Genomic DNA, 23,646 nt, shown 5'->3' with positions numbered 1-23,646 from the left:
TTCTCGCTCATTTTGTCTTGGGTTAATCCGTTATTTTACCCTTTTCCACGGTGAACATCTTCGAATTTTTGTCCGACATGTCCAGTACGTGTTCAGCGCTGATGGCGCTGACGAAAACCTGTGATTGCGTGGCTTTTAAGCGGCTGGCAAGCAGTCCGCGACGCGCATCGTCAAGTTCCGAGGCAAAATCATCTATCAGGTACAAACAGCGGCGACCGCTCTCGCGGGTCAAAAACTCCCCCTGTGCCAGGCGTAGCGCGCACATCAGGAGTTTTAGCTGCCCACGGGAAAGCGTATCTTCCACCGGCGCACCGTCAGCACGGATGCGGAAATCCGCTTTGTGCGGGCCGTGTGCGGTGTAAGTCAGCAGGCGATCGCGTTCGAAGTTCTTCTCCAGTACTTCGGCATAATCCGTCTCTTTCTCCCAGCCGCGCTGGAAAGAAAAGGTCAGAGAGAACTCCGGTAAAAATTGTTTGCAGGTGTCTGCCATATCCTCAGCGATACCGGCGCTGTACTCGGCACGCCACAGGCTGATTTGCTCCGCCAGGGGAATCAGTTCTTTATCCCACGGACGCAACTGGCCGTAGTGGCTTACCTGACGAAGCGCGGCATTACGCTGTTTGAGCAGCCGCTTTAGGTTGCTCCAGGCGTTAAAGAATCCGGCTTCGTTGTGAAAGCATCCCCAGTCAAGGAACGCTCTTCTGTATTTGGGGCCGCCGTTGAGTAAAGTAAACCCCTCCGGCGTAATCAACTGCATAGGCATCAGCAACGCCAGTTCCGCCACCTTGTGACCATCGGTTCCATCGATGCGCACGGTGCTGTCGCCCTGTTTATCCTTCGTCAGACCAATGGCGATTTCCCGCTCCGCCTCCTGCAAACGCCCGTGCAGAATAAATGACTCCTGCTCATGGCGAATGACGCGGCCAATTTGCAAACTGCGAAAGGCCCGACCGTGGCCAAGTGTATAGATGGCTTCCAGCACGCTGGTTTTGCCGCTGCCATTCGCGCCAACCAGAAAGTTAAAGCCGGGAGATAAGGCGAGATCCGCATTTTCAATATTGCGGAAGTCTTTGATTAGGAGTCGGGATAGCGACATATCAGCTCGTCATCATTCAAGGGGCGTGGGTGTCGCAGCCAGTTCGTCTACCGCCAGCGCGCAGAAAGCGGAGCGTACACGAAGTACGTGAGCATTTGCTCGCTCCGCTCGTCCTTCGGACCGTCTTACAGACGTCCAAAACGCATAGCATTTTGTCGAGCACTGCCGGAAGGCGAAATGGCAAGTAAACCAGCCCCTTTGCAGATTCTACAATCGCATGGGCATGACGACGTAAGCTGCGGATTGCGATGCCGCATCCTCAATCTGCACGCTCGAAACGGAATCCGTCAGCATAATGCGTACATTTTCGCACTTCAGCGCATTAAGTACGTCCAGCACATAGCTAACGTTAAAACCAATCTCCATTTCGCTACCGGAGTAAGTCACATCCAGTATCTCTTCCGCTTCTTCCTGTTCCGGGTTGTTAGCGGTGATTTTTAACTGGTTTTCACTGACATACAGACGCACGCCGCGGAATTTCTCGTTCGAGAGAATGGCGGCACGGGCAAAGGCCTGCTTGAGGATGTCGCAACCCGCATCCAGGTGCTTGTCCGGGTTCTTCGGTAATACGCGGCGATAATCCGGGAAGCGACCATCGACCAGCTTCGAGGTGAAGATAAAGTCGCCGACATGTGCACGGATGTTGTTGCTGCCGATCTGCACGGTCAGCGGGTTGTCGCCGCCGTCGAGCATACGCATCAGTTCAATCACCCCTTTACGCGGTACGATCACCGAATGGTTGGGCAGAGGCTGCCCGACAGGCATAGAGCATACCGCCAGGCGGTGGCCGTCCGTTGCCACGGTACGCAGCTCTTCACCTTCGGTTTCAAACAGCATGCCGTTTAAGTAATAACGCACATCCTGATGCGCCATTGAGAACTGAGTCGCTTCAATCAGGCGTTTCATTGTGGCCTGCGGCAGCGTGAACTCCACTTCGCTTTGCCAGTCATCCAGATTCGGGAAATCGGCGGCAGGCAGCGTGGAAAGGGAGAAACGGCTGCGGCCAGAACGCACCAGCATACGCTCGCCTTCAAGCTGGACGGCGATTTCTGCGCCTTCCGGCAAACCACGGCAGATATCAAAGAATTTCCGCGCCGGGACGGTAGTCGCGCCGGGCTCATGCGGCTGGACGAGCGCAACACGGGCCACCATTTCCATTTCAAGATCGGTACCGGTTAGCGAAAGCGTACCGTCTGCAACCTGAAGCAGCAGATTACCGAGAATGGGTAACGTCGGGCGACCGCCCAGCGGGCCGCTGACTTGTTGCAGCGGCTTTAAAAGATGTTCACGTTCAACGGTAAATTTCATAGCGTCACGATGATAATGTTCTGATTAAATTGGAAAAATCTTCTTTGATATCGTGGCTCTCTTCACGCAACTGCTCAATCTTACGGCAGGCGTGTAGCACGGTAGTATGGTCACGGCCACCAAACGCATCGCCAATTTCCGGCAGACTGTGGTTGGTGAGCTCTTTCGCCAGCGCCATCGCCATCTGACGCGGCCTCGCGACAGAACGCGAGCGACGCTTCGACAGCAGGTCCGCGACCTTAATCTTGTAATACTCCGCCACCGTCTTCTGAATATTGTCGATGGTGACCAGTTTTTCCTGCAGCGCCAGCAGATCACGCAGCGCTTCACGCACGAAATCAATGGTAATCGCCCGGCCGGTAAAGTTGGCATTGGCAATAACGCGGTTCAGTGCCCCTTCCAGCTCACGCACGTTAGAGCGCAGACGCTTGGCAATAAAGAAGGCCACTTCACCCGGCAGACGAATGTCATTTTCGTCGGCCTTTTTCATCAGGATCGCGACGCGGGTTTCCAGCTCAGGCGGCTCGATCGCGACCGTCAGCCCCCAACCGAAGCGGGATTTCAGACGATCTTCAACGCCGTTGATCTCTTTAGGATAACGATCCGACGTCAGGATGATCTGTTGATTACCTTCCAGCAGGGCGTTGAAGGTGTGGAAAAACTCTTCCTGAGATCGTTCTTTATTGGCAAAGAACTGGATGTCATCGATAAGTAAGGCGTCAACGGAGCGGTAGTAGCGTTTAAACTCTTCGATCGCATTATTTTGCAGGGCTTTTACCATGTCCTGGACAAAACGCTCGGAGTGCATATACACCACTTTGGCATTGGGTTTACGCGCCATGATGCCATTGCCCACCGCGTGCAACAGGTGAGTTTTACCTAAACCCGTACCGCCATAAAGGAACAGTGGATTGTAGGCGCCGCCAGGGTTATCCGCCACCTGACGCGCCGCCGCGCGCGCCAGCTGGTTTGATTTACCTTCGACGAAGTTATCAAAGGTATGTTTCAGGTTGACGTTGGAGCGGTATGTTGGCTCAGCCGGCGCAGGAACGTTGTCCCAGCCAGGACGTACCGCCGGCGCAACGCGCTGTGGCTGTACCTGAGTCGTCTGTACAGGCGCAGCAACATGGGCAGGTTCCCGGTGGATCTGCGTGACAGGCTTCGTACCGACCTCAAAGCGCAGTTGCGGGGCGTCCGCACCGCAGAAATCGTTCAGCAGTCCATTGATATTATTGAGATACTTGTCTCTTACCCAATCGAGCACAAAACGGTTTGGCGCATACAAAGCCAGCGTGTTATCGCTCAGTTCCGCCTGCAACGGGCGGATCCACATGCTGAATTCTGTGGCTGGTAACTCATCCTGCAATCGGGCAAGACACTGCTGCCAAAGCGAAAGTGACACGGCGGACTCCACTCGAACAAAAATCGATAAATAAAAGGCAGAAACATTAATGATTGTTGACACACGTCGATCAGACCCAACGAGGGTGACGTGCGAACCGCTATCTGCGGTTTTACACGCTTCCTTCTGGCTGCATCATTGCGCCTTAAAGGAAAGTGTACTTTGCCCTGTTCACGATCCACGGATCGCGATCGGGACCGCGGATCATAGCCTAAACTGCGTCAGAGATCTTCTGTTTATCACAGATTCTTCACGATTTATCCACAGGGGGATTCGGAATCGGGTAAGTGTAATCGATCCCAGGTGCAGTGCGGGACGATTTACGCCGCATATTGGAAAATTTAATGAGTAATGCCGAATTCCTGCTTAATCGATCTAATGAAGATCCCGGCGGATCCTTGCGCTTTGCCCACCAGGCCGTATAATCCACCACCCGGCGCGCTTTGCTCGTTTTTAGTCGTCGAGCACGGCTTATTTTTTACGCGAAACTGTGCAAAAATAAGCGTGTTATAAGGAAAGAGAATTGACTCCGGAGTGTACAATTATTACAATCCGGCCTCTTTAATCACCCATGGCTTCGGCGTCCGTCGTACGATATTCGTTCGGATATCCAAAAAAGCCATTGAATTTATTCAAGTTTAGGTAGAAATCGCCATGAAACGCACTTTTCAACCGTCCGTACTGAAGCGCAACCGTTCTCACGGCTTCCGTGCTCGTATGGCTACTAAAAATGGTCGCCAGGTTCTGGCTCGTCGTCGCGCTAAAGGCCGCGCACGTCTGACCGTTTCCAAGTAATAAAGCTAACCCTGAGTGGTTAAGCTCGCATTTCCCAGGGAGTTACGTTTGTTAACTCCCAGTCATTTCACTTTCGTCTTCCAGCAGCCACAACGGGCTGGCACGCCGCAAATCACCATTCTCGGCCGCCTGAATTCGCTGGGGCATCCCCGTATCGGTCTTACCGTCGCTAAGAAAAACGTTAAACGCGCACATGAACGCAATCGGATTAAACGTCTGACGCGTGAAAGTTTTCGTTTGCGTCAACATGAACTTCCCGCAATGGATTTCGTGGTAGTGGCGAAAAAGGGGGTTGCTGACCTCGATAACCGTGCTCTTTCGGAAGCGTTGGAAAAATTATGGCGCCGCCATTGTCGCCTGGCACTCGGCTCCTGATAGGCCTGATTCGGGTCTATCAAATCCTGATTAGTCCGCTACTCGGGCCGCGTTGCCGTTTCAACCCTACATGCTCTCGCTATGGAATTGAGGCATTGCGCAGGTTTGGAGTGATAAAAGGCAGTTGGTTGACAGTGAAACGCGTATTAAAATGCCACCCTTTACACCCGGGTGGAGACGACCCCGTCCCGCCAGGACCCTTTAATACCAGAGAACACTAACGATGGATTCGCAACGCAATCTTTTTGTCATCGCTTTGTTGTTCGTGTCTTTCATGATCTGGCAAGCCTGGGAGCAGGATAAAAATCCTCAGCCTCAGCAGCAGACCACGCAGACTACGACCACCGCAGCGGGTAGCGCAGCCGACCAGGGCGTACCAGCCAGTGGCCAGGGGAAACTGATTACGGTTAAAACCGACGTGCTGGAATTGACTATCAACACCCGTGGTGGTGATGTCGAGCAGGCACAGCTTTTGGGTTATCCGAAAGAGCTGGGTTCCAGTGAGCCGTTCCAGTTACTGGAAACGACGCCGCAGTTTATTTATCAGGCTCAGAGCGGTCTGACCGGTCGCGACGGCCCGGATAATCCGGCAAACGGCCCACGTCCTCTGTACAACAGCGAAAAAGATGCGTTTGTGCTGGCCGATGGCCAGAACGAACTGGCAATTCCGCTGACCTATACCGATGCTGCGGGTAACACCTTCACTAAAACTTTCACCCTGAAACGCGGTGAATATGCGGTGAATGTAGGTTACAACGTGCAGAACGCCGGCGAAAAACCGCTGGAAGTTGCTACCTTCGGTCAGCTGAAGCAGTCCATCAATCTGCCATCGCACCGCGACACCGGCAGCAGCAACTTTGCATTGCATACTTTCCGCGGTGCGGCGTACTCCACGCCTGACGCGAAGTATGAAAAATACAAATTTGACACCATCGCCGATAACGAAAACCTGAACGTCAGCGCAAAAGGTGGTTGGGTCGCAATGCTGCAGCAGTATTTCGCGACTGCATGGGTTCCGCGTAACGAAGGCACCAATAACTTCTATACGACGAACCTGGGCAACGGTATTGCCGCTATCGGTTATAAATCTGAGCCGGTTCTGGTTCAACCGGGTCAAACCAGTACGCTGGGCAGCACCCTGTGGGTCGGCCCGGAAATTCAGGATAAAATGGCTGCCGTTGCGCCGCACCTGGATCTGACCGTGGATTACGGCTGGCTGTGGTTTATCTCTCAGCCGCTGTTCAAACTGTTGAAATGGATCCATAGCTTCCTGGGCAACTGGGGCTTCTCCATCATCGCCATCACCTTTATCGTCCGTGGCATCATGTACCCGCTGACTAAAGCGCAGTACACCTCTATGGCGAAAATGCGTATGCTGCAGCCGAAAATTGCGGCGATGCGTGAGCGTTTAGGCGATGACAAGCAACGTCAGAGCCAGGAAATGATGGCGCTGTACAAAGCAGAGAAAGTAAACCCGCTGGGTGGTTGCTTCCCTCTGGTTATCCAGATGCCAATCTTCCTTGCGCTGTACTATATGCTGATGGGTTCCGTTGAACTGCGCCATGCGCCGTTCGCCCTGTGGATCCATGACCTGTCTGCACAAGACCCGTACTACATCCTGCCGATCCTGATGGGCGTGACGATGTTCTTCATTCAGAAGATGTCGCCGACCACTGTGGCCGACCCGATGCAGCAGAAGATCATGACCTTTATGCCGGTCATCTTCACGGTGTTCTTCCTGTGGTTCCCGTCAGGTCTGGTGCTGTACTATATCGTCAGCAACCTGGTGACCATTATCCAGCAGCAGCTGATTTATCGTGGTCTGGAGAAACGTGGCCTGCATAGCCGCGAGAAGAAAAGCTCCTAAACTGTAGGCCGGGTAAGCTAAGCGCCACCCGGCAAACGGAAGAGTAAAGAGAGGGCGGTCAGCAGACCGCCTTTTTTATTGGTAAAAAAGAGACATATCATGAGCCATAACGACACGATCGTCGCCCAGGCTACCCCACCGGGACGCGGTGGCGTTGGTATCCTGCGTATTTCCGGTCTCAACGCGCGCGATGTCGCGCAAGCCGTACTGGGCAAGCTGCCAAAACCCCGCTACGCCGACTATCTGCCATTTAAAGAGGCAGACGGCACCGTGTTAGATCAGGGTATTGCGTTGTGGTTTCCGGGCCCGAACTCCTTCACTGGCGAAGATGTGCTGGAACTGCAGGGCCACGGCGGCCCGGTGATCCTCGATCTGCTGCTCAAACGTATTCTGCTGCTCCCGGGCGTACGCATTGCAAAGCCGGGAGAGTTCTCTGAGCGGGCGTTCCTCAATGACAAGCTTGATTTAGCCCAGGCGGAAGCCATTGCCGATCTGATTGACGCCAGTTCAGAACAGGCGGCACGCTCGGCGCTGAACTCACTGCAGGGGGCTTTTTCCGTACGCATTAATCACCTTGTGGAAGCACTCACTCACCTGCGCATCTACGTGGAAGCGGCGATTGATTTCCCGGATGAGGAAATCGACTTCCTGTCCGACGGCAAAATTGAAGCTCAGCTCAACAGCGTGATGAGCGATTTAGATGCCGTGCGTGCCGAAGCTCGCCAGGGTAGCCTGCTACGCGAAGGGATGAAGGTAGTGATTGCCGGGCGTCCAAACGCCGGGAAATCGAGCCTGCTGAATGCGCTGGCGGGCCGTGAGGCTGCGATCGTGACAGATATCGCTGGCACCACGCGCGATGTATTGCGCGAGCATATCCACATTGATGGCATGCCGTTGCATATTATCGACACCGCCGGGTTGCGCGATGCCAGCGACGAAGTCGAGCGCATCGGTATTGAGCGAGCCTGGCAGGAGATTGAACAGGCAGACCGCGTACTGTTTATGGTAGATGGTACGACGACCAGCGCCGTTGACCCGGCAGAGATTTGGCCGGACTTTATCGCCCGTCTGCCCGCCAAACTGCCCATTACCGTGGTGCGTAACAAAGCGGATGTGACCGGCGAAACGCTGGGTATCAGCGATGTAAATGGTCACTCACTGATTCGTCTGTCGGCACGTACTGGTGAAGGCGTGGATGAGTTGCGTAACCATCTCAAGCAGAGCATGGGTTTTGATACCCGTCTGGAAGGCGGCTTTCTGGCACGTCGTCGCCATCTGCAGGCACTGTCAGACGCTGCCAGTCACCTTGAACAGGGCAAAGCGCAGCTACTGGGCGCCTGGGCAGGGGAACTGCTGGCAGAAGAGCTGAGACTGGCACAGCAGGCGTTAAGTGAGATCACCGGAGAGTTTACCTCCGACGATCTGCTGGGCCGTATTTTCTCCAGCTTCTGTATCGGTAAATGAGCCAGACGAACGATAGCCTGTCCGCCCTCTACGAAGCGACCAGCGAACGTACGCTGGCCGCCTGGCAAAAAGCGCCTGATTGCGGCGACATTATGCTGCAAGGCTATTACGATCCGCACAAACTGGCGCTGGCCAGCGGTATTCAGCCACCATTGCCCACTCTTGTCGCTTCCCTGCGCCAGCAGCTGGCGATACGGGCAAGCGGCGATACGCTGGCCGATGTCATGCCTGCTAACGGCCTGCACTTTACCTTTCTCCCGATCACTTTACCGCTTTATACCGCCGCAGAGCCGCCGGATGACATAGGCACTTTGCTGACGCTCTGGCAGCGCTGGCGGCAACATAGCATCCGCATCAGTGAACTACGGCTGGTTGCGCTACCGGGCCAGATTTTACTGGCGGGCATTCCTGATGAGAAAAGCCAACAGGCGCGCCAGCAATTTTGCGACGCGCTACTCGCCTCCCCCTGGCGCACTCCTCTGCTTGACCGTCATGCGCACACTCCTCTGCCACCGCCATTCTGGCACACCACGTTATTACGTTATCGTGCACAATACCTGCCCCCATCTTTACGACGCTTTTTCCTCGCAAATCGCCAGCAACGCTACGGCAGCGTAGAAGGAATGCTGAAACTGGCTCAGGTGAATTACAACTGGACACGCGTACTGCCGATTGAATGAATTGTGCAGGAAATATGTAGATGGGCACATATTGACTAAATATATTGTAAATGTGGCCAGTTTGGTCTTTTCAGCGGCGTTTTTCCGCATTAAAACCTATGCGGTATGCGCGATAATGTTGATTATCGTTTCCTGCATCAGACCATTATCACGGAGGGAAAATGGCAACGCATTTTGCACGAGGGATCCTCTCAGAGGGATGTTTAGTTTCAACGCGACTCTCCGGGGCTTGTCATAACAGCGCCCGGCAACTTCCTGAACACCAGCAGTCGCGCTATCTGGCTTCACGAGCACTGCTCGCCGAAATGATGTTTATGCTTTATGGCATCAGCGAGCTCCCGGACATCATAATTGAGTCCAGCGGACGCCCGAAATTTTCCGATCCTGGCCTGCCCCATTTCTCTCTGGCGTACGCCGGAAATATGGTCGGCGTGGCGATAACCACCGAAGGTGAGTGTGGCCTGGACATGGAGTTACAGCGCGCCACCCGCAGTTTTCATAGCCCTCATGCTCAAAAAGCCTGGCAGTTCAGCAGCAACGAACAGCTGTGGATCAATAACCAAAACGACCCTAACGAAGCACAGGCACAGCTCTCAACCCTGAGACAAAGCGTGCTCAAGCTTCTCAATCAAATGCAGGATTCCCCCGGCATGCTGCAACTCCTGCCCGGCGCCGGGCGACTGCGCGTTCCCCAACTGGCTCAGGTTGAAGTGTTATGCGATGCTGAGGATGTCCTAATCTGGTCGGTTGCGGTAACGCCGGCCATCGAGAGCCTTAAGATCTGGGAGTTTGATTGTAGAAATGGGTGGAGATTTCTGCCTGACGTGCAGACACGCGCTAACGATCCCGCCTCCCGCCTGATGCGCTTCACCAGCTTACCAGCAGAAAAAGCCCTTATTATTAACTGACCCGATTGCAAGGAGTCATTATGTCTGCATCACTTAACGTTGTGACGTTACTGGGTAGTTTGCGTAAAGGATCGTTTAACGCGATGGTTGCACGGACGCTACCCAAACTGGCCCCTGTGGGCATGGACGTTTTACCGTTACCGTCCATCGGTGACATTCCGCTGTATGATGCCGATTTGCAGCAGGAAAGCGGTTTTCCCGCACGTATCGAAGAGATCGCACAACAGATTCGCGAGGCGGATGGGGTGGTCATTGTGACGCCGGAATATAACTATTCCGTACCCGGCGGGCTGAAAAACGCCATCGACTGGCTCTCACGTCTTCCTGAACAGCCGCTGTCCGGCAAACCGGTGCTTATCCAGACCAGCTCAATGGGCGCGATTGGCGGCGCGCGTTGCCAGTATCACCTGCGGCAAATTCTGGTCTTCCTTGATGCCATGGTGATGAACAAACCGGAATTTATGGGCGGCGTGATTCAGAGCAAAGTCGATCAGCAAACGGGAGAAGTGGTCGATCAGAGTACACGCGATCATCTGACCGGGCAGTTGATGGCATTTGGCGATTACATCAGGCGGGTAAAAGCGTAAGCAAAGTGCGGGCTGATGCCCTCTCCCACGGAGAGGGCGCAAACACGAAAGCCCTTTTCTTCGAAAAGGGCTTACTGCTTATTTGGCGTCGATAAAGACAATTTTCAGCACGAACAGCACCGCAACCACAACCACACACGGGCTGAGGTCACGCAGGCGACCGGTGAACAGCTTCATCACACAGTAAGAGATAAAGCCCAGCGCGATACCTTCGGTAATCGAGAAGCTGAACGGCATCATTACGGCGGTAATAAATGCCGGGACGGCTTCGGTCAGGTCATCCCACTTCACGCGAGAAAGGCTGGATGTCATCAGGACACCAACATAAATCAGCGCGCCCGCAGCAGCATAAGCAGGAACCATTCCGGCCAACGGTGACAGGAAGATAACCAGCAGGAACAGGATGCCGACGACAACAGCCGTCAGGCCTGTGCGGCCACCAACAGAGACGCCGGAAGAGGATTCGATATAGGCGGTCACCGAAGAGGTACCGATGAACGAACCTGCCACGGAAGAGATACTGTCGACATACAGCGCCTGCTTCATGCGCGGGAATTTACCGTTCTCATCAACCAGACCCGCTTTGTCAGTTACACCGAGCAGGGTACCGGAGGAGTCAAAGAGGTTAACCAGCATAAAGGAGAAGATAACGCCTGCCAGGCCAATGTTGAATGAACCGGCCAGGTCAACGTTACCCACTACGCTCGCCACGCTCGGCGGCGCAGAAATAATCCCGTGATACTGCACGTCACCCATCATCCAGCCCAGCAGGGTGGTCACGACGATAGAAATCAGTACCGCAGCGTGAATATTGCGGGAAGCCAGAACAGCAATGATGAAGAAGCCCAGAACACCCAGCAGAACACTATGAGATGTCAGGTTACCAATCGCCACCAGGGTATCTTTGTTCGGGACAATCACACCGGCGTTTTTCAGGCCCATCATGCCGATAAACAGACCAATACCGCTGGTGATGCCCACACGCAGGCTGACCGGAATGTTAGCAATCATCCAGTAACGCACGCGAAAGATAGTCAGCAACAGCAGACCGACTGCGCCCCAGAAAATCGCGCCCATACCAATCTGCCAGGACAACCCCATCGCACCAACAACCACAAACGCGAAGAAAGCGTTCAGGCCCATCGCGGGTGCCAGCGCAACCGGCAGGTTAGCAAACAGCCCCATCAGGATACTGCCGAACGCGGCAATCAGACAGGTGGTGACGAATACCGCACTGGTGTCCATCCCGGCGACACCCAAAATCTGCGGGTTAACAAAAACGATGTAAACCATCGTCAAAAACGTGGTGAAACCGGCGATCACTTCGGTGCGTGCCGACGTGCCATGTTCACGCAGTTTAAACACGCGCTCAAGCAACCCTTGGCTCGACGCCTGGGTAGTGTGTTGTTGGCTCATTATCAATTTCCGAACAAGGAGGGAAAATTCGTCGCTATCCTATACCAAAATGAGACAATGTTGACGGTTATCACACACTTTTTTTCATTGAATTTGCTTATACGGCAACGATTGCGTGGGGTAATCTGCCTTAAGTAAACGATAAACTTGCAAGTTACAGGAAATCACATGTCCCAAATAGAAGCAGTATTTTTCGACTGTGACGGCACCCTGGTCGACAGTGAAGTCATCTGTTCGCGCGCATATGTGCATATGTTTAAAGAATTTGGCATCACGCTCGATCTTGAAGAGGTGTTCAAACGTTTCAAAGGGATGAAACTCTACGAGATCATTGAGGTGACAGGTGAAGAACACGGCGTGACGCTGGATAAGACCAAGCTGGAGCCGGTTTTTCGCAGCGAAGTGGCGCGGCTGTTTGATTCCGAGCTGGAAATCATTCCGGGGGCGAAGGAGTTACTCGATGCGGTCAGCGTGCCTGTTTGCGTGGTCTCTAACGGGCCGGTAAGCAAAATGGAACACTCTCTTGGCAAAACAGGCCTTCTGCACCATTTCCCGGAACGCCTGTTTAGCGGCTACGATATTCAACGCTGGAAGCCGGACCCGGAACTGATGTTCCATGCGGCAAAAGCGCTGAATGTGAATACGACACGCTGCATTCTGATTGATGACTCGGTGGCGGGCGCGCAATCGGGTATCGCAGCGGGCATGGAAGTCTTTTATTTCTGTGCCGATCCGCACAACAAACCGATCGACCATCCGCAGGTGACCACGTTCACCGAACTGTCGCAACTCCCGGCATTGTGGAAAGCGCGCGGCTGGAACATTACGCGCTAACGGTAAACGCCTCCCCCATAACAGGAGAGGCGTAATGCATCACTTAAACAGTTTCTGCACAAACTCGGCATAAGCCGGACGCCAGACATCCATTTCGTGGTTCAGGCCAGGGTACATTTTATAGTCAAACTTGATACCCTGTTTTTCCAGGTCGGTTTTCAGTCCGGCAATATCTTTCCCGGTAACAGAATCTTTTTCGCCGACCACTACCGTGAAGTTATGCAGTTGCTTATTGATCTCCTGAGGTTTATTGAGCTGAGCGGTAACACCGGCATCCGGAACGGTGGTGGTGGTCACGCCGCTGAATGTTGCCAGCCAGCCAAAGCTATCCAGATGGTTCATCCCGGATACCAGCGCCTGATAACCGCCCTGCGATAAGCCAGCCAGCGCGCGTCCGTTTGCATCTTTACGCACGTTAAACCGTGCATCGACCATCGGTATAATGTCATGCATCAACTCGCGATCGGCCGCTTTCGCATTGAGGGGATAAAATGCTTTGCGACGATCTTTTGGCGGGTAATTTTCCGGTATGGCCTGCACAATATCCGTTTCCGTATCCGGAACGACCACCAGCATCGGCTTGATTTTCCCCTCCGCCAGCAGGTTGTCCATTATCTGCGGCAAACGCCCCTGATCGATAGCGGACAGACCGGTGTCGCCAAAACCATGATAGAAATAGAGCACCGGCAGGGGTTCGCCTTTGCCGTTATAGCCCGGCGGCGTCCAGATAGAGACGCGACGTTCTGAGCGCAATTCTTTCGAGTGATAGGTTACCGTCAACAGATCGCCATGCGGTACGGCGCGATCGTCGAGAATACTTCCCGGTACCAGGATCAGGCTGGTATTGACCTGACGCTGCGGTTTCTGAAAACGGCTTCCTGTGTCTACCGAGCGGAAACCATCCACATCAAAGTAGTACTCGTACAGATTCGGCGTCAGAGAATCGCTTTTCCAGGACCAGACGCCGCTCTCATCTTTGCTCATATCATGGGAGACAAAGCTGTCCGGGGTGGAACCGGTCACCACCGACACCCGTTTTGCTGCGGGCGCAAACAGGCGGAAGGTAATGCTTTTATCAGCGTTCACCTGGGTTACGTACTGGCTCACCGGCACCGACATGTCCGGGGTTGCCGGAAAGGGTGCGGCGAACGCAGGCAGGGCGGCACCACCCAGCAGCGCAGTGATGGCGAGTGTCAGACAGGCGATGTTTCTTTTCATAGCAAATCCCTCATTTTATTGTCTCGTTCATGTAAATCCCTGTGCGGGCATTACCACCAGACCTCAGCCTGAACGCCTGCGGCAAACTGATTGTTTTTCTCGTCAGCGAAGCTGAAATTATCCAGTTCGTTGTCCAGCGCATGGATGTAGGTACCATAAAAACGAATTTCCGGACGGGACGTCAGCATGCTGGTGTTGACTTTAAGCGTATGGTAAAGCGTGGTTTTATACCCCGCCTCTTTGAATTTCGCGCCATACTGATTTTTATTCTGCTGGTTGAAATACGCCAGTTCTACGCCCGTCTGGTTGTATTTGTCCCAGATATACGCCGGACGCACCACCGCGCGATAGCTGTTGAAATCACTGTGTGCGCCCGTCTCATAGCTATAGACATCTTCGCCGCGTGAGTAGACCAGCGCGTTGGCCACGATCACATCGTCACGTAAATAGGTTTCACCCTGCGAAACCAGACGAATCGCCGTACCGTTGGTGTGGTCGCCATAGTAACGGCCATTGAACGCGATGTACGGGCTGGAGCCGCTGTAGCGGGCAAAGCTGCTTGCCAGCGAGTTGTTGGCCATCAGGAAGCTGAATTCGTTATAGCCGCCATTTTTGAATTTCTGCGTTAACGCCGTGCCAAACATCCAGGTATCTTTCCATTTGTAATACCCGTTGTCGTTCACGTTCTCTTTCTGCGTATCCGTTGAGTTCGCCATCGCATAACGGCCATTGATCATCAGCTCGGCTTTATCCCACAACGGAATGGCTTTGTAGCGGACATCAACGGTGTTGGTATTGAGTTTCTGTGAGTGGCTCAGTGAGCGGTCGTACTGGTCAATATCCTCACGCAACAGCGCAATATCGAGCTTACCGCTGCCAAGCTTCATGTTTTCAATCCCGGCGCCGCCTGATGAATCAGTACGCTGCGTTTTCCAGTCGAGCATCTGTACTTCATATTTGGGAAGCTGGTGCTTACCCACCCACAGATCCGCTTCCGGGGCGAATGGCAGGAAACCGGTGGTGGTGAGGTAGATATCGGAAAATTGCAGGTAGTTTTCGTTGGTGCTGTTATCACCAAACCAGCCAGCAGAGTAAGACTGTCCAACGTTGCCATCCAGCATGACGACCGCTTTCGCACTCTTACCATTTTCGTTATAGACGCGCTGGGAGAACTGCAAATCAAACCAGCTGGTGTATTCGTTGCCAAAACGCCCCAGCGAGCCGATAGCCCAGGATTTTGGGGATCCGTTAGTGGTGGTCGCCCAACCAGAACGGAAATAACCGTTGTAACTAAACCCAATTTCATCTTTAACGAACTTACTGAGATCTTTCATCGATATAGATGAAACATCGTCAGTTTTAGACGGTTGAGCGCCCGGCGCTGGCGCTGTCTGAACCAGCACAGCTGCGGGTGCAGGAGCCGGGGTCGCTTTCGCCGTATTTGCCGCCGCCGATGCTGGCGCAGAAGAGGCCTGGGCAAAATAAACCGCCTGTTTACCCTTCTCTTCGTCCTTGTAGCGCTGTAATTCCTTTTTCGTTTCGCTGAGGTCTTTCTCCAGCGCCGCAAGACGCTGCTCGATGGTCATATTTCCGCTCGCGGCCATCGCTGGGGTCACTGAGTATAAAAAAGATGATGCCAGAATTAAGGGTATTGTTTTTTTCATGGTTTCCATCCAACCATTTTTTGGATAAAAAAAAACCTGAACCCACCCGAGAGTGATCGGGTATGGGTTCAGGTTTTGCCTGTCTAAAGCAGTAACAATCCTGTACTGGACACATCTTTGCGGCTGACTGTTTTTTTCAACAGCTCAAAAAACAAAAAACCTGGCACCTCCGAAGAAGAGATGTCAGGTTTAGCCCGCAAAGCGGTAGCAATCCAGTTTCAGCCCACAACATAGCGATTTTTAAACCACCAGCAATGAGCAAAAGAATAAATTGTGATTTATAACGAGTTTTTCTGTCGCCACTTGCTGTCGACGACAGGTTTTACGGCGATCAGTCTTACTCTTTCGGATCTTTCCCGGCGAGCAATTTATCCAGTTCATCGCCACCTACATGACGGAAGTCCTGGCCTTTAACAAAATAGAAAATGTATTCGCAGATATTCTGGCAACGGTCGCCGATACGTTCGATGGAACGGGCGCAGAACAGCGCAGTCAACACGCTCGGAATAGTACGCGGGTCTTCCATCATGTAGGTCATCAGCTGACGCACGATGCCTTCATATTCCTGGTCGACTTTTTTATCTTCACGGTAAATACGTACCGCTTCGTCAATATCCATACGCGCGAAGGCATCCAGCACGTCGTGCAACATCTGCACGGTGTGACGGCCGAGTGACTCCAGGCTCACCAGCAGCGGCTGGTGCTGCGAAGAGAATTTCTCCAGCGCGGTACGACAGATTTTATCGGCAACATCACCAATACGTTCCAGTTCAGCGATCGTTTTAATGATCGCCATAACCAGACGCAGGTCGCTGGCGGTCGGCTGACGCTTGGCAATAATACGTACGCAGGCTTCATCGATAGCGACTTCCATCATGTTCACCTGCTTATCACCCTCAACAACGCGCTGAGCCAGCTCGCTGTCCTGGTTATGCATCGCAGTGATCGCATCAGAAAGTTGTTGCTCTACCATCCCACCCATGGTCATGACCTGAGTACGGATACTCTCCAGCTCAGCGTTGAACTGGCCCGAAATATGTTTGTTAAGATTGAGGTTGTCCATGGTGTCTCCTGATGCCCAACTATTTTTGGGCTATAACAAGGCGGCAACTGAGCGAATCCCCGGAGCGCATCACACGATACGACCGGGGTGAACAAAGGCAGCCAACACAGCTAGAGCCTGAAAGCAGTATGGCAAATCAACCGTAGCGGCCAGTAATATAATCTTCGGTTTGCTTTTTCTTCGGCTTGGTGAACAGGTCATCTGTGTTGCTGAACTCAATCAATTCGCCGAGATACATAAACGCCGTGTGATCGGAACAACGCGCAGCCTGCTGCATATTGTGAGTGACGATGACCACGGTGTAATCCTGCTTCAACTCGGTGATCAATTCTTCGATACGACCAGTCGAAATGGGGTCCAGTGCGGAGCAAGGTTCATCCAGCAGTAACACTTCTGGACGGATCGCAATCCCGCGGGCAATACACAGACGCTGCTGCTGGCCACCGGAAAGAGAGTACCCGCTCTGGTGCAATTTATCCTTGGTTTCATTCCATAATGCAGCCTTGGTCAAGGCCCATTGCACGCGTTCGTCCATATCGGCGCGAGAAAGTTTTTCAAACAGACGCACGCCGAAGGCGATGTTGTCGTAAATCGACATCGGGAACGGCGTTGGCTTCTGGAAAACCATCCCAACTTTTGCACGCAACAGAGCGATATCCTGGGTATTGGTGAGGATGTTATCCCCATCCAGCAGAATTTCACCTTCTGCGCGTTGTTCCGGGTACAGTTCAAACATTTTATTGAACGTACGCAGCAGCGTTGACTTACCGCAGCCTGACGGCCCGATGAACGCCGTTACCTGGTTTTTAGCAATGTCCAGGCTGATGTTTTTCAGGGCATGGAATTTGCCGTAATAGAAGTTCAAATCGCGAACCTGAATTTTGCCCGGCGTGGTATCAACCATACTCATTTATCTCTTTCCTCACTCGGCACCGCGTTACACCGCGCCGCAAAAATTAGTGTTTCTTCGCCGCGAAAATGACACGCGCCAGAATGTTCAGCAACAGCACACACAGCGTGATAATCAGGACACCGGCCCAGGCCAGTTGCTGCCATTCAGCAAACGGGCTCATCGCAAACTTAAAGATGGTGACCGGTAAGTTCGCAATCGGCCTCATCATGTCGGTGCTCCAGAACTGGTTCGACAGCGCAGTAAACAGCAGCGGTGCGGTTTCACCTGCAATACGCGCAACCGCCAGCAGTACGCCGGTCATGATCCCGGAGATAGAAGCTTTCACGGTAATCGCGGAAATCATCTTCCACTTTGGTGTCCCCAGCGCGTAAGCCGCTTCTCGCAGGCTGTCCGGCACCAGTTTCAGCATGTTCTCGGTGGTACGAATGACTATCGGCACTTGCAGCAGCGCCAGCGCAATCACACCCGCCCAGCCAGAGAAGTGTTGCATCTGCGCCACCACAATGGTGTAAACGAACAGGCCAACAACAATAGACGGTGCGGAAAGCAGAATATCGTTAATGAAACGGATAATTTCGGCCAGAATCGATTTACGACCATACTCGGCCAGATAGATCCCGGCCATAATACCCAGCGGCGTACCAACAGCGGTCGCCCAGAAGATGAGCAGCGCGCTTCCCGCCAGCGCATTCGCCAGCCCCCCACCCGCCGTGTTCGGCGGCGGCGTCATTTCGGTAAAGAGCGCCAGAGACATCCCATCAAAGCCACGCCCAATGGTCGACAGCAGGATCCAGACCAGCCAGAACAAACCAAAAGCCATGGTCGCCATCGACAGCGTCAGGGCGATACGGTTTTTGGTACGGCGCTTAGCCTGCATCTTGCGGCGAGATTCAGCCAGCTCTGCGGTGGTTTGCATTTCAAGCGTAGCCATTATCGAGCCCCCTCATTTTTCGCCAGGCGCATGATCATGAACTTCGAAATCGCCAGCACAATAAAGGTAATGACGAAGAGGATAAGACCCAGTTCCATCAAGGCGGCAACGTGCAGACCGGATTCCGCTTCGGCAAACTCATTCGCCAGCGCGGAGGTAATACTGTTGCCAGGCATATACAGCGAGGCGTTATCGAGCTGGTAGGTGTTACCGATGATGAAGGTCACCGCCATGGTTTCGCCCAGTGCACGACCCAGCCCCAGCATAATGCCGCCGATAACGCCATTTTTGGTGAACGGCAGAACAATACGCCAGATAACTTCCCACGTGGTGCAGCCGATACCGTAGGCAGACTCTTTCATCATCACCGGGGTTTGTTCGAATACATCGCGCATAACGGCGGCGATGTACGGAATGATCATAATGGCGAGGATGACCCCAGCAGCCAGGATACCAATACCAAATGCAGGGCCAGAGAAAAGGGCGCCAACAAACGGAATCGCGGACATGACGTTGCCGACCGGCTCCTGGAAATATTTGGCAAACAGCGGCGCAAAAATAAACAAGCCCCACATGCCGTAAACGATACTCGGAATAGCCGCCAGCAGTTCAATCGCAATCCCCAGAGGACGTTTCAGCCAGCCAGGCGCCAGCTCCGTCAGGAACAATGCGATACCAAAACTCACCGGAACGGCAATCAGCAGTGCGATAAATGACGTGACCAGCGTACCGTAAATGGGAACCAGTGCCCCAAAGGTTTCATTCGGCGCATCCCACTCTTTGTTCCATAAGAAGGAAAAACCAAATTTCTGGATACTCGGCCATGAGGAGAAAATCAGAGACACGATAATGCCGCCGAGCAGCAATAGCACAATCAGCGCAGCCAGTTTTACCAGCGCGCTGAAAATCATGTCACCTTTTTTGCCCGGGGGGCTAAAAGCCGGCTTGGTTGCAGCCATAAATCACTCTTTAAGTTTGGGCCAGGAAGCGCGCATTTTATCGTGCTTCCTGGCTAACGTAATGCCATACCCTAAATAATTCGAGTTGCAGCAAGGCGGCAAACTTGTGAAGCCCCAGGAGCATAGATTCACTATGTAACTGGGGTGGACAAGTGCAGCCAACACAGCTGCGGCTCGAAGTATGACGGGTATTTAGTACAGCGCTTTACCGCTGCTGTCTTTCACGTTGGTTTTCCATGCAGCGCGAATCTGTGCAACAACACTCTCAGGCAGGGTAGCGTAGTCCAGGTCATTAGCCTGTTTGCCGCCGTTTTTGTATGCCCAGTCGAAGAATTTCAGCACTTCTGCGCCCTGCTCAGGATTTTTCTGCTCTTTGTGAACCAGGATGAAGGTGGTGGACGTAATCGGCCACACATCGGCACCTTTTTGGTTGGTCAGGTCCTGTGCAAAAGATTTGCTCCAGTCGATGTTTTTGGTCGCATTGGAGAAGTTTGCTTCGGTCGGGCTAACCGGCTTGCCATCAGCAGACAGCAGTTTGGTGTAGGTCAGGTTATTCTGCTTAGCATACGCATATTCAACATAACCAATGGAGCCCGGAAGACGTTGTACGAATGCAGCGATACCGTCGTTACCTTTACCGCCCAGACCGGTCGGCCAGTTAACAGTAGAGCCAGCGCCGACAGAGGATTTCCACTCTTCGTTAACTTTTGCCAGATAGCTGGTAAACACGAAAGAGGTACCGGAACCATCAGCACGACGCACAACAGCGATATTCTGAGAAGGCAGTTTCTTACCCGGGTTCAGCTTAGCAATGGCCGCATCATCCCATTTTTTGATTTTGCCCAGATAAATATCGCCCAGCGTTTTACCGTCCAGCACCAGTTCACCAGATTTGAAACCTTCCAGGTTAACAGCCAGAACAACGCCGCCGATGACGGTCGGGAACTGGAACAGGCCTTCCTGAGCCAGTTTATCGTCAGCCAGCGGAGCATCAGAAGCGCCGAAGTCTACAGTGTTTGCAGTGATCTGTTTTACGCCGCCAGAAGAACCGATACCCTGGTAGTTAACCTTATTACCGGTTTCTTTCTGGTAGGTATCAGCCCATTTGGCATACACCGGCGCCGGGAAAGTTGCACCCGCACCTGTCAGGCTTGCAGCGGCGTTAACTGCAAATGCACTCAGAGAAAAGGTCGCGGCGACAACAGTTGCGACAGTGGTACGCATAACGTTCATAATGTCTCCTGCAAGAATCGTAAATCGTTGTTTAAGTGGCTACGACGAGCAAAATAGGACACTTTGATGACAGTTATATGCAATGATTGTTACTGTTTGATGACAATGACAGCTTTCACATAGATTAACCGTATCTTGTATGATTTATCAGCAAGATAACGTGTTTCATGACAGTGAGATGTCAGCAAGATTTTAGTTTTATGACACTAGAAAAGTAGTAGATGCCGGCAAGATGTCCCAGCAAAAATCGACAAAAGATAGCCGCAGATCAATTCATTTGCGTCTGGGTTGCGTCAATGCCTGGCGCCGATACTGCGCTATCCGAAGTGAAACACGCCACTGCATCAGTTTCGTCAGTTCTGGCCCGTTCATGACCTGCCGTGTTAGCCATAAGAGAAGTAAACTCCCGGCCCAACAACCGACACTTAACCATGAAAAAGAGGCGAACAGCAGCCATCCTGCCACCAGCACATTGCAAACACATAACAGCGACCAGACGGCTAAAAATAATCTCAGGGATCGTGTTCTCCCTTTATCTGCTCCTGATAACGCCATCACCAGCAGAATAAAGACAACAAGACCTGTGATAACACCCCAGCCGCCGGTAACGGTTCTGAGTGCAATGGCAAGTCCGACATAGCTCAAAAGCAAGGTATAAAACAGCGCCAGTATGCTGCCGAAATATGTCGTCACGCGGATGTAGTAAGCCTTCGGCATTTCCTGAAAGGCCTCTGCCAGCTGTTTTAATTGCGCAAGTTTACGGCCCGATATTGCTGCTTCCACCTTGTCGCAGTAGTCGATGAGCGCCAAAAATTTGCGCCCGATTATGCGTTTCAACAGATTCATCATCATCCTGAAAAAAAAGAGGCTGCCACCAGGCAACCTCTTTTATGCGTTATGACGTGTTTACGACTTTATTCCACGGTCACCGATTTTGCCAGATTGCGCGGCTGGTCCACATCAGTGCCTTTAATCAGCGCAACGTGATAGGCCAGCAGCTGTAGCGGAACAGTGTAGAAGATAGGGGCAATAACTTCATCAACATGCGGCATATCAATGATATGCATGGTATCGCTGCTGACAAAGCCTGCATCCTGATCGGCGAAGACATACAGTACGCCGCCACGAGCGCGAACTTCTTCAATGTTGGATTTCAGTTTTTCCAACAGTTCATTGTTCGGCGCAATGACGATAACCGGCATATCATCATCAATCAGGGCCAGTGGGCCATGTTTCAGTTCACCAGCGGCATACGCTTCTGCATGAATATAGGAGATCTCTTTGAGCTTCAGCGCGCCTTCCAGGGCAATCGGGTATTGATCGCCACGACCAAGGAACAAGGCGTGATGCTTGTCAGAGAAGTCCTCTGCCAGTTGCGCGATGCGTTTATCCTGCGACAGCATCTGTTCAATGCGGCTCGGCAGCGTCTGCAGACCGTGAACAATGCTATGTTCAACAGAGGCATCCAGCCCTTTCAGATGGCTCAGTTTCGCCACCAGCATCAGCAGCACGGTTAACTGAGTCGTGAAGGCTTTGGTCGAAGCCACGCCAATTTCCGTACCCGCATTGGTCATGATAGCCAGATCGGATTCACGCACCAGTGAGGAACCAGGAACGTTACAGATAGCCAGCGAGCCCAGATAGCCCAGCTCTTTAGACAGACGCAGCCCCGCCAGAGTGTCGGCCGTTTCGCCAGACTGAGACAGTGTAATCATCAGACTATTGCGACGCACGGCAGATTTGCGGTAACGGAACTCGGAGGCGATCTCTACATCACACGGAATACCCGCCAGCGATTCAAACCAGTAGCGAGAAACCATGCCGGAGTTGTACGAGGTACCGCAGGCGATGATCTGGATGTGCTCAACTTTGCTCAGCAGATCATTGGCATGTGAGCCCAGTTCACTTAAATCCACTTCACCGTGGCTGATACGCCCGGTCAGCGTGTTTTTAATCGCATTCGGCTGTTCGTAGATCTCTTTTTGCATATAGTGACGGTAAGCGCCTTTATCGCCTGCGTCATATTGCAGATTGGATTCGATCTCCTGACGCTTAACCTGCGCGCCCGTTTTATCAAACACCGTCACGCTACGGCGTGTTACCTCAGCGATATCGCCTTCTTCAAGGAAGATAAAGCGACGCGTCACCGGCAGCAGAGCCAGTTGATCGGAAGCGATAAAGTTTTCACCCATGCCCAGACCGATAACCATCGGACTACCGGAGCGAGCAGCCAGCAGCGTGCTCGGATCGCGGGAATCCATGATGACTGTGCCGTACGCGCCGCGCAGTTGCGGGATAGTACGCAGTACAGCATCACGCAGCGTACCGCCTTGCGCCAGCTCCCAGTGCACTAAGTGAGCAATCACTTCTGTATCGGTCTCAGAAACAAAAGTGTAGCCGCGCGCTTTCAATTCTTCGCGCAGCGGTTCGTGGTTTTCGATAATGCCGTTGTGTACTACAACGATGTGTTCAGACACATGCGGGTGTGCGTTGCCCTCGGAAGGTTCACCGTGCGTCGCCCAACGGGTGTGAGCAATACCGGTACCACCGTGTAACGGATGCTCTTCCGCGGCCTGAGCCAGCATCTGTACTTTGCCGAGACGACGCAGACGGGTCATATGACCTTCTGCATCAACCACTGCCAGACCGGCAGAGTCATAGCCACGGTATTCCAGACGACGTAAGCCTTCCAGAAGGATTTCAGCAATATCACGCTGCGCAACTGCGCCAACAATTCCACACATAGTTAGATTTCCTGATTATGGCATTGTGCCATGCGTTGTCGCTGACCTGTTTTCACCCTTTGTCTTTCACACTGTAACTGCGTTGGCTACATGTGTTCTCCATGGTCACTTACATCAGTAAGCTCCCATGGCCTCACGCATTTGCCGCCTTGCCACAACGCGAAATCCTTTGGGTAATGCCCTTTTTTG

Annotated in this window: 23 protein-coding genes; 10 read left to right on the top strand and 13 right to left on the bottom strand. The window is 52.9% G+C overall.

The features are described 5' to 3' along the window. Positions 1-22: 22 nt before the first annotated feature. The 3 genes from recF to dnaA form a co-directional block, all read right to left on the bottom strand. Complete coding sequence (recF, locus tag L2097_RS23765) at positions 23-1,096, bottom strand: DNA replication/repair protein RecF (protein ID WP_047372467.1); 1,074 nt, start codon at positions 1,094-1,096, stop codon at positions 23-25. A gap of 207 nt (positions 1,097-1,303) precedes the next feature. Next, positions 1,304-2,404, bottom strand: a complete 1,101-nt coding sequence (dnaN, locus tag L2097_RS23760) for a DNA polymerase III subunit beta (RefSeq protein WP_047372466.1) — start codon at positions 2,402-2,404, stop codon at positions 1,304-1,306. 4 nt (positions 2,405-2,408) lie between these two features. After that, entirely contained in the window at positions 2,409-3,806 is a 1,398-nt protein-coding gene (gene dnaA / locus L2097_RS23755) for a chromosomal replication initiator protein DnaA (RefSeq protein WP_047372465.1), read from the bottom strand. A gap of 344 nt (positions 3,807-4,150) precedes the next feature. Here dnaA and L2097_RS25935 point away from each other — a divergent pair, with 344 nt between their 5' ends. The 9 genes from L2097_RS25935 to L2097_RS23715 all read left to right on the top strand — a co-directional run bounded on the left by L2097_RS25935 (position 4,151) and on the right by L2097_RS23715 (position 10,482). Then, positions 4,151-4,231 (top strand): hypothetical protein, encoded by an 81-nt coding sequence (locus tag L2097_RS25935; RefSeq protein ID WP_431520362.1) that lies wholly within the window; start codon positions 4,151-4,153, stop codon positions 4,229-4,231. Between the two features lie 229 nt (positions 4,232-4,460). Further along, positions 4,461-4,601, top strand: coding sequence for a 50S ribosomal protein L34 (gene rpmH / locus L2097_RS23750; protein WP_000831330.1), 141 nt, complete (start codon positions 4,461-4,463; stop codon positions 4,599-4,601). A gap of 15 nt (positions 4,602-4,616) precedes the next feature. Further along, a complete protein-coding gene (gene rnpA, locus L2097_RS23745) occupies positions 4,617-4,976 on the top strand; it encodes a ribonuclease P protein component (protein ID WP_071195137.1) in 360 nt (119 codons plus the stop codon). Next, a complete protein-coding gene (yidD, locus tag L2097_RS23740) occupies positions 4,940-5,197 on the top strand; it encodes a membrane protein insertion efficiency factor YidD (RefSeq protein ID WP_071845955.1) in 258 nt (85 codons plus the stop codon). The genes rnpA and yidD overlap by 37 nt, the downstream gene beginning before the upstream one ends. Positions 5,198-5,199: 2 nt before the next feature. After that, positions 5,200-6,843: a membrane protein insertase YidC gene (yidC, locus tag L2097_RS23735; RefSeq protein WP_047372463.1), complete on the top strand. Its 1,644-nt coding sequence runs from the start codon at positions 5,200-5,202 to the stop codon at positions 6,841-6,843. Between the two features lie 99 nt (positions 6,844-6,942). Further along, positions 6,943-8,307 carry a tRNA uridine-5-carboxymethylaminomethyl(34) synthesis GTPase MnmE gene (gene mnmE / locus L2097_RS23730; RefSeq protein ID WP_250353786.1) on the top strand — a complete coding sequence of 455 codons (1,365 nt, stop codon included), beginning with the start codon at positions 6,943-6,945 and terminating at the stop codon, positions 8,305-8,307. Continuing rightward, complete coding sequence (locus L2097_RS23725; protein WP_250353785.1) at positions 8,304-8,987, top strand: hypothetical protein; 684 nt, start codon at positions 8,304-8,306, stop codon at positions 8,985-8,987. The genes mnmE and L2097_RS23725 overlap by 4 nt, the downstream gene beginning before the upstream one ends. A 161-nt stretch (positions 8,988-9,148) precedes the next feature. Next, on the top strand, positions 9,149-9,895 hold the full coding sequence (locus tag L2097_RS23720; protein WP_047372460.1) for a 4'-phosphopantetheinyl transferase family protein: 747 nt from the start codon (positions 9,149-9,151) through the stop codon (positions 9,893-9,895). Positions 9,896-9,915: 20 nt separating this feature from the next. Further along, positions 9,916-10,482 carry an NADPH-dependent FMN reductase gene (locus L2097_RS23715; RefSeq protein WP_085005151.1) on the top strand — a complete coding sequence of 189 codons (567 nt, stop codon included), beginning with the start codon at positions 9,916-9,918 and terminating at the stop codon, positions 10,480-10,482. Between the two features lie 78 nt (positions 10,483-10,560). Here L2097_RS23715 and L2097_RS23710 read toward each other — a convergent pair whose 3' ends face one another. Further along, positions 10,561-11,898 (bottom strand): NCS2 family permease, encoded by a 1,338-nt coding sequence (locus tag L2097_RS23710; RefSeq protein ID WP_039080019.1) that lies wholly within the window; start codon positions 11,896-11,898, stop codon positions 10,561-10,563. Between the two features lie 168 nt (positions 11,899-12,066). On the opposite strand from L2097_RS23710, the gene yieH reads away from it, so the two are divergent. Further along, on the top strand, positions 12,067-12,732 hold the full coding sequence (yieH, locus tag L2097_RS23705) for a 6-phosphogluconate phosphatase (protein WP_047372458.1): 666 nt from the start codon (positions 12,067-12,069) through the stop codon (positions 12,730-12,732). A 39-nt stretch (positions 12,733-12,771) separates the two neighbouring features. On the opposite strand, the gene L2097_RS23700 is transcribed toward yieH, so the two are convergent. From L2097_RS23700 to glmS, 9 genes are all read right to left on the bottom strand, one after another. Continuing rightward, positions 12,772-13,950 (bottom strand): esterase, encoded by a 1,179-nt coding sequence (locus L2097_RS23700; RefSeq protein ID WP_250353784.1) that lies wholly within the window; start codon positions 13,948-13,950, stop codon positions 12,772-12,774. Positions 13,951-14,000: 50 nt separating this feature from the next. Further along, positions 14,001-15,554: a carbohydrate porin gene (locus L2097_RS23695; RefSeq protein WP_250353802.1), complete on the bottom strand. Its 1,554-nt coding sequence runs from the start codon at positions 15,552-15,554 to the stop codon at positions 14,001-14,003. 397 nt (positions 15,555-15,951) lie between these two features. Then, entirely contained in the window at positions 15,952-16,677 is a 726-nt protein-coding gene (gene phoU / locus L2097_RS23690; RefSeq protein WP_039080015.1) for a phosphate signaling complex protein PhoU, read from the bottom strand. A gap of 136 nt (positions 16,678-16,813) precedes the next feature. Continuing rightward, positions 16,814-17,587 (bottom strand): phosphate ABC transporter ATP-binding protein PstB, encoded by a 774-nt coding sequence (gene pstB / locus L2097_RS23685; RefSeq protein ID WP_039080014.1) that lies wholly within the window; start codon positions 17,585-17,587, stop codon positions 16,814-16,816. A 46-nt stretch (positions 17,588-17,633) separates the two neighbouring features. Beyond that, positions 17,634-18,521, bottom strand: coding sequence for a phosphate ABC transporter permease PstA (gene pstA, locus L2097_RS23680; RefSeq protein WP_047372456.1), 888 nt, complete (start codon positions 18,519-18,521; stop codon positions 17,634-17,636). After that, entirely contained in the window at positions 18,521-19,480 is a 960-nt protein-coding gene (gene pstC, locus L2097_RS23675; protein WP_047372455.1) for a phosphate ABC transporter permease PstC, read from the bottom strand. Before pstC ends, pstA begins: the two co-directional genes overlap by 1 nt. Before the next feature lie 192 nt (positions 19,481-19,672). Then, complete coding sequence (gene pstS, locus L2097_RS23670; RefSeq protein ID WP_039080011.1) at positions 19,673-20,713, bottom strand: phosphate ABC transporter substrate-binding protein PstS; 1,041 nt, start codon at positions 20,711-20,713, stop codon at positions 19,673-19,675. 273 nt (positions 20,714-20,986) lie between these two features. Then, on the bottom strand, positions 20,987-21,559 hold the full coding sequence (locus tag L2097_RS23665; protein WP_047372454.1) for a hypothetical protein: 573 nt from the start codon (positions 21,557-21,559) through the stop codon (positions 20,987-20,989). A 68-nt stretch (positions 21,560-21,627) separates the two neighbouring features. Then, the gene (gene glmS / locus L2097_RS23660) at positions 21,628-23,457 is read right to left on the bottom strand and encodes a glutamine--fructose-6-phosphate transaminase (isomerizing) (RefSeq protein ID WP_047372453.1); all 1,830 of its coding nucleotides are present in this window, start codon (positions 23,455-23,457) and stop codon (positions 21,628-21,630) included. Between the last annotated feature and the right edge of the window lie 189 nt (positions 23,458-23,646).

The sequence above is a fragment of the Citrobacter sp. MNAZ 1397 genome, from assembly GCF_023613995.1.
Classification (GTDB): Bacteria; Pseudomonadota; Gammaproteobacteria; order Enterobacterales; family Enterobacteriaceae; genus Phytobacter; species Phytobacter ursingii.
The sequence above is the reverse complement of the archived record's forward strand: the minus strand, read 5'-3'. Positions and strand labels throughout refer to the sequence as shown.

Coding starts and splice junctions, on each gene's coding strand:
- rpmH (WP_000831330.1), top strand. CDS start 4,461: ATGAAACGCACTTTTCAACCGTCCGTACTGAAGCGCAACCGTTCTCAC.
- yidD (WP_071845955.1), top strand. CDS start 4,940: ATGGCGCCGCCATTGTCGCCTGGCACTCGGCTCCTGATAGGCCTGATT.
- L2097_RS23695 (WP_250353802.1), bottom strand. CDS start 15,554: ATGGCCGCGAGCGGAAATATGACCATCGAGCAGCGTCTTGCGGCGCTG.
- L2097_RS23725 (WP_250353785.1), top strand. CDS start 8,304: ATGAGCCAGACGAACGATAGCCTGTCCGCCCTCTACGAAGCGACCAGC.
- pstB (WP_039080014.1), bottom strand. CDS start 17,587: ATGAGTATGGTTGATACCACGCCGGGCAAAATTCAGGTTCGCGATTTG.
- phoU (WP_039080015.1), bottom strand. CDS start 16,677: ATGGACAACCTCAATCTTAACAAACATATTTCGGGCCAGTTCAACGCT.
- glmS (WP_047372453.1), bottom strand. CDS start 23,457: ATGTGTGGAATTGTTGGCGCAGTTGCGCAGCGTGATATTGCTGAAATC.
- L2097_RS23710 (WP_039080019.1), bottom strand. CDS start 11,898: ATGAGCCAACAACACACTACCCAGGCGTCGAGCCAAGGGTTGCTTGAG.
- L2097_RS23715 (WP_085005151.1), top strand. CDS start 9,916: ATGTCTGCATCACTTAACGTTGTGACGTTACTGGGTAGTTTGCGTAAA.
- yidC (WP_047372463.1), top strand. CDS start 5,200: ATGGATTCGCAACGCAATCTTTTTGTCATCGCTTTGTTGTTCGTGTCT.
- yieH (WP_047372458.1), top strand. CDS start 12,067: ATGTCCCAAATAGAAGCAGTATTTTTCGACTGTGACGGCACCCTGGTC.
- recF (WP_047372467.1), bottom strand. CDS start 1,096: ATGTCGCTATCCCGACTCCTAATCAAAGACTTCCGCAATATTGAAAAT.
- L2097_RS23700 (WP_250353784.1), bottom strand. CDS start 13,950: ATGAAAAGAAACATCGCCTGTCTGACACTCGCCATCACTGCGCTGCTG.
- L2097_RS25935 (WP_431520362.1), top strand. CDS start 4,151: ATGAGTAATGCCGAATTCCTGCTTAATCGATCTAATGAAGATCCCGGC.
- pstS (WP_039080011.1), bottom strand. CDS start 20,713: ATGAACGTTATGCGTACCACTGTCGCAACTGTTGTCGCCGCGACCTTT.
- pstA (WP_047372456.1), bottom strand. CDS start 18,521: ATGGCTACGCTTGAAATGCAAACCACCGCAGAGCTGGCTGAATCTCGC.
- L2097_RS23665 (WP_047372454.1), bottom strand. CDS start 21,559: ATGAATCTGTTGAAACGCATAATCGGGCGCAAATTTTTGGCGCTCATC.
- mnmE (WP_250353786.1), top strand. CDS start 6,943: ATGAGCCATAACGACACGATCGTCGCCCAGGCTACCCCACCGGGACGC.
- L2097_RS23720 (WP_047372460.1), top strand. CDS start 9,149: ATGGCAACGCATTTTGCACGAGGGATCCTCTCAGAGGGATGTTTAGTT.
- dnaN (WP_047372466.1), bottom strand. CDS start 2,404: ATGAAATTTACCGTTGAACGTGAACATCTTTTAAAGCCGCTGCAACAA.
- pstC (WP_047372455.1), bottom strand. CDS start 19,480: ATGGCTGCAACCAAGCCGGCTTTTAGCCCCCCGGGCAAAAAAGGTGAC.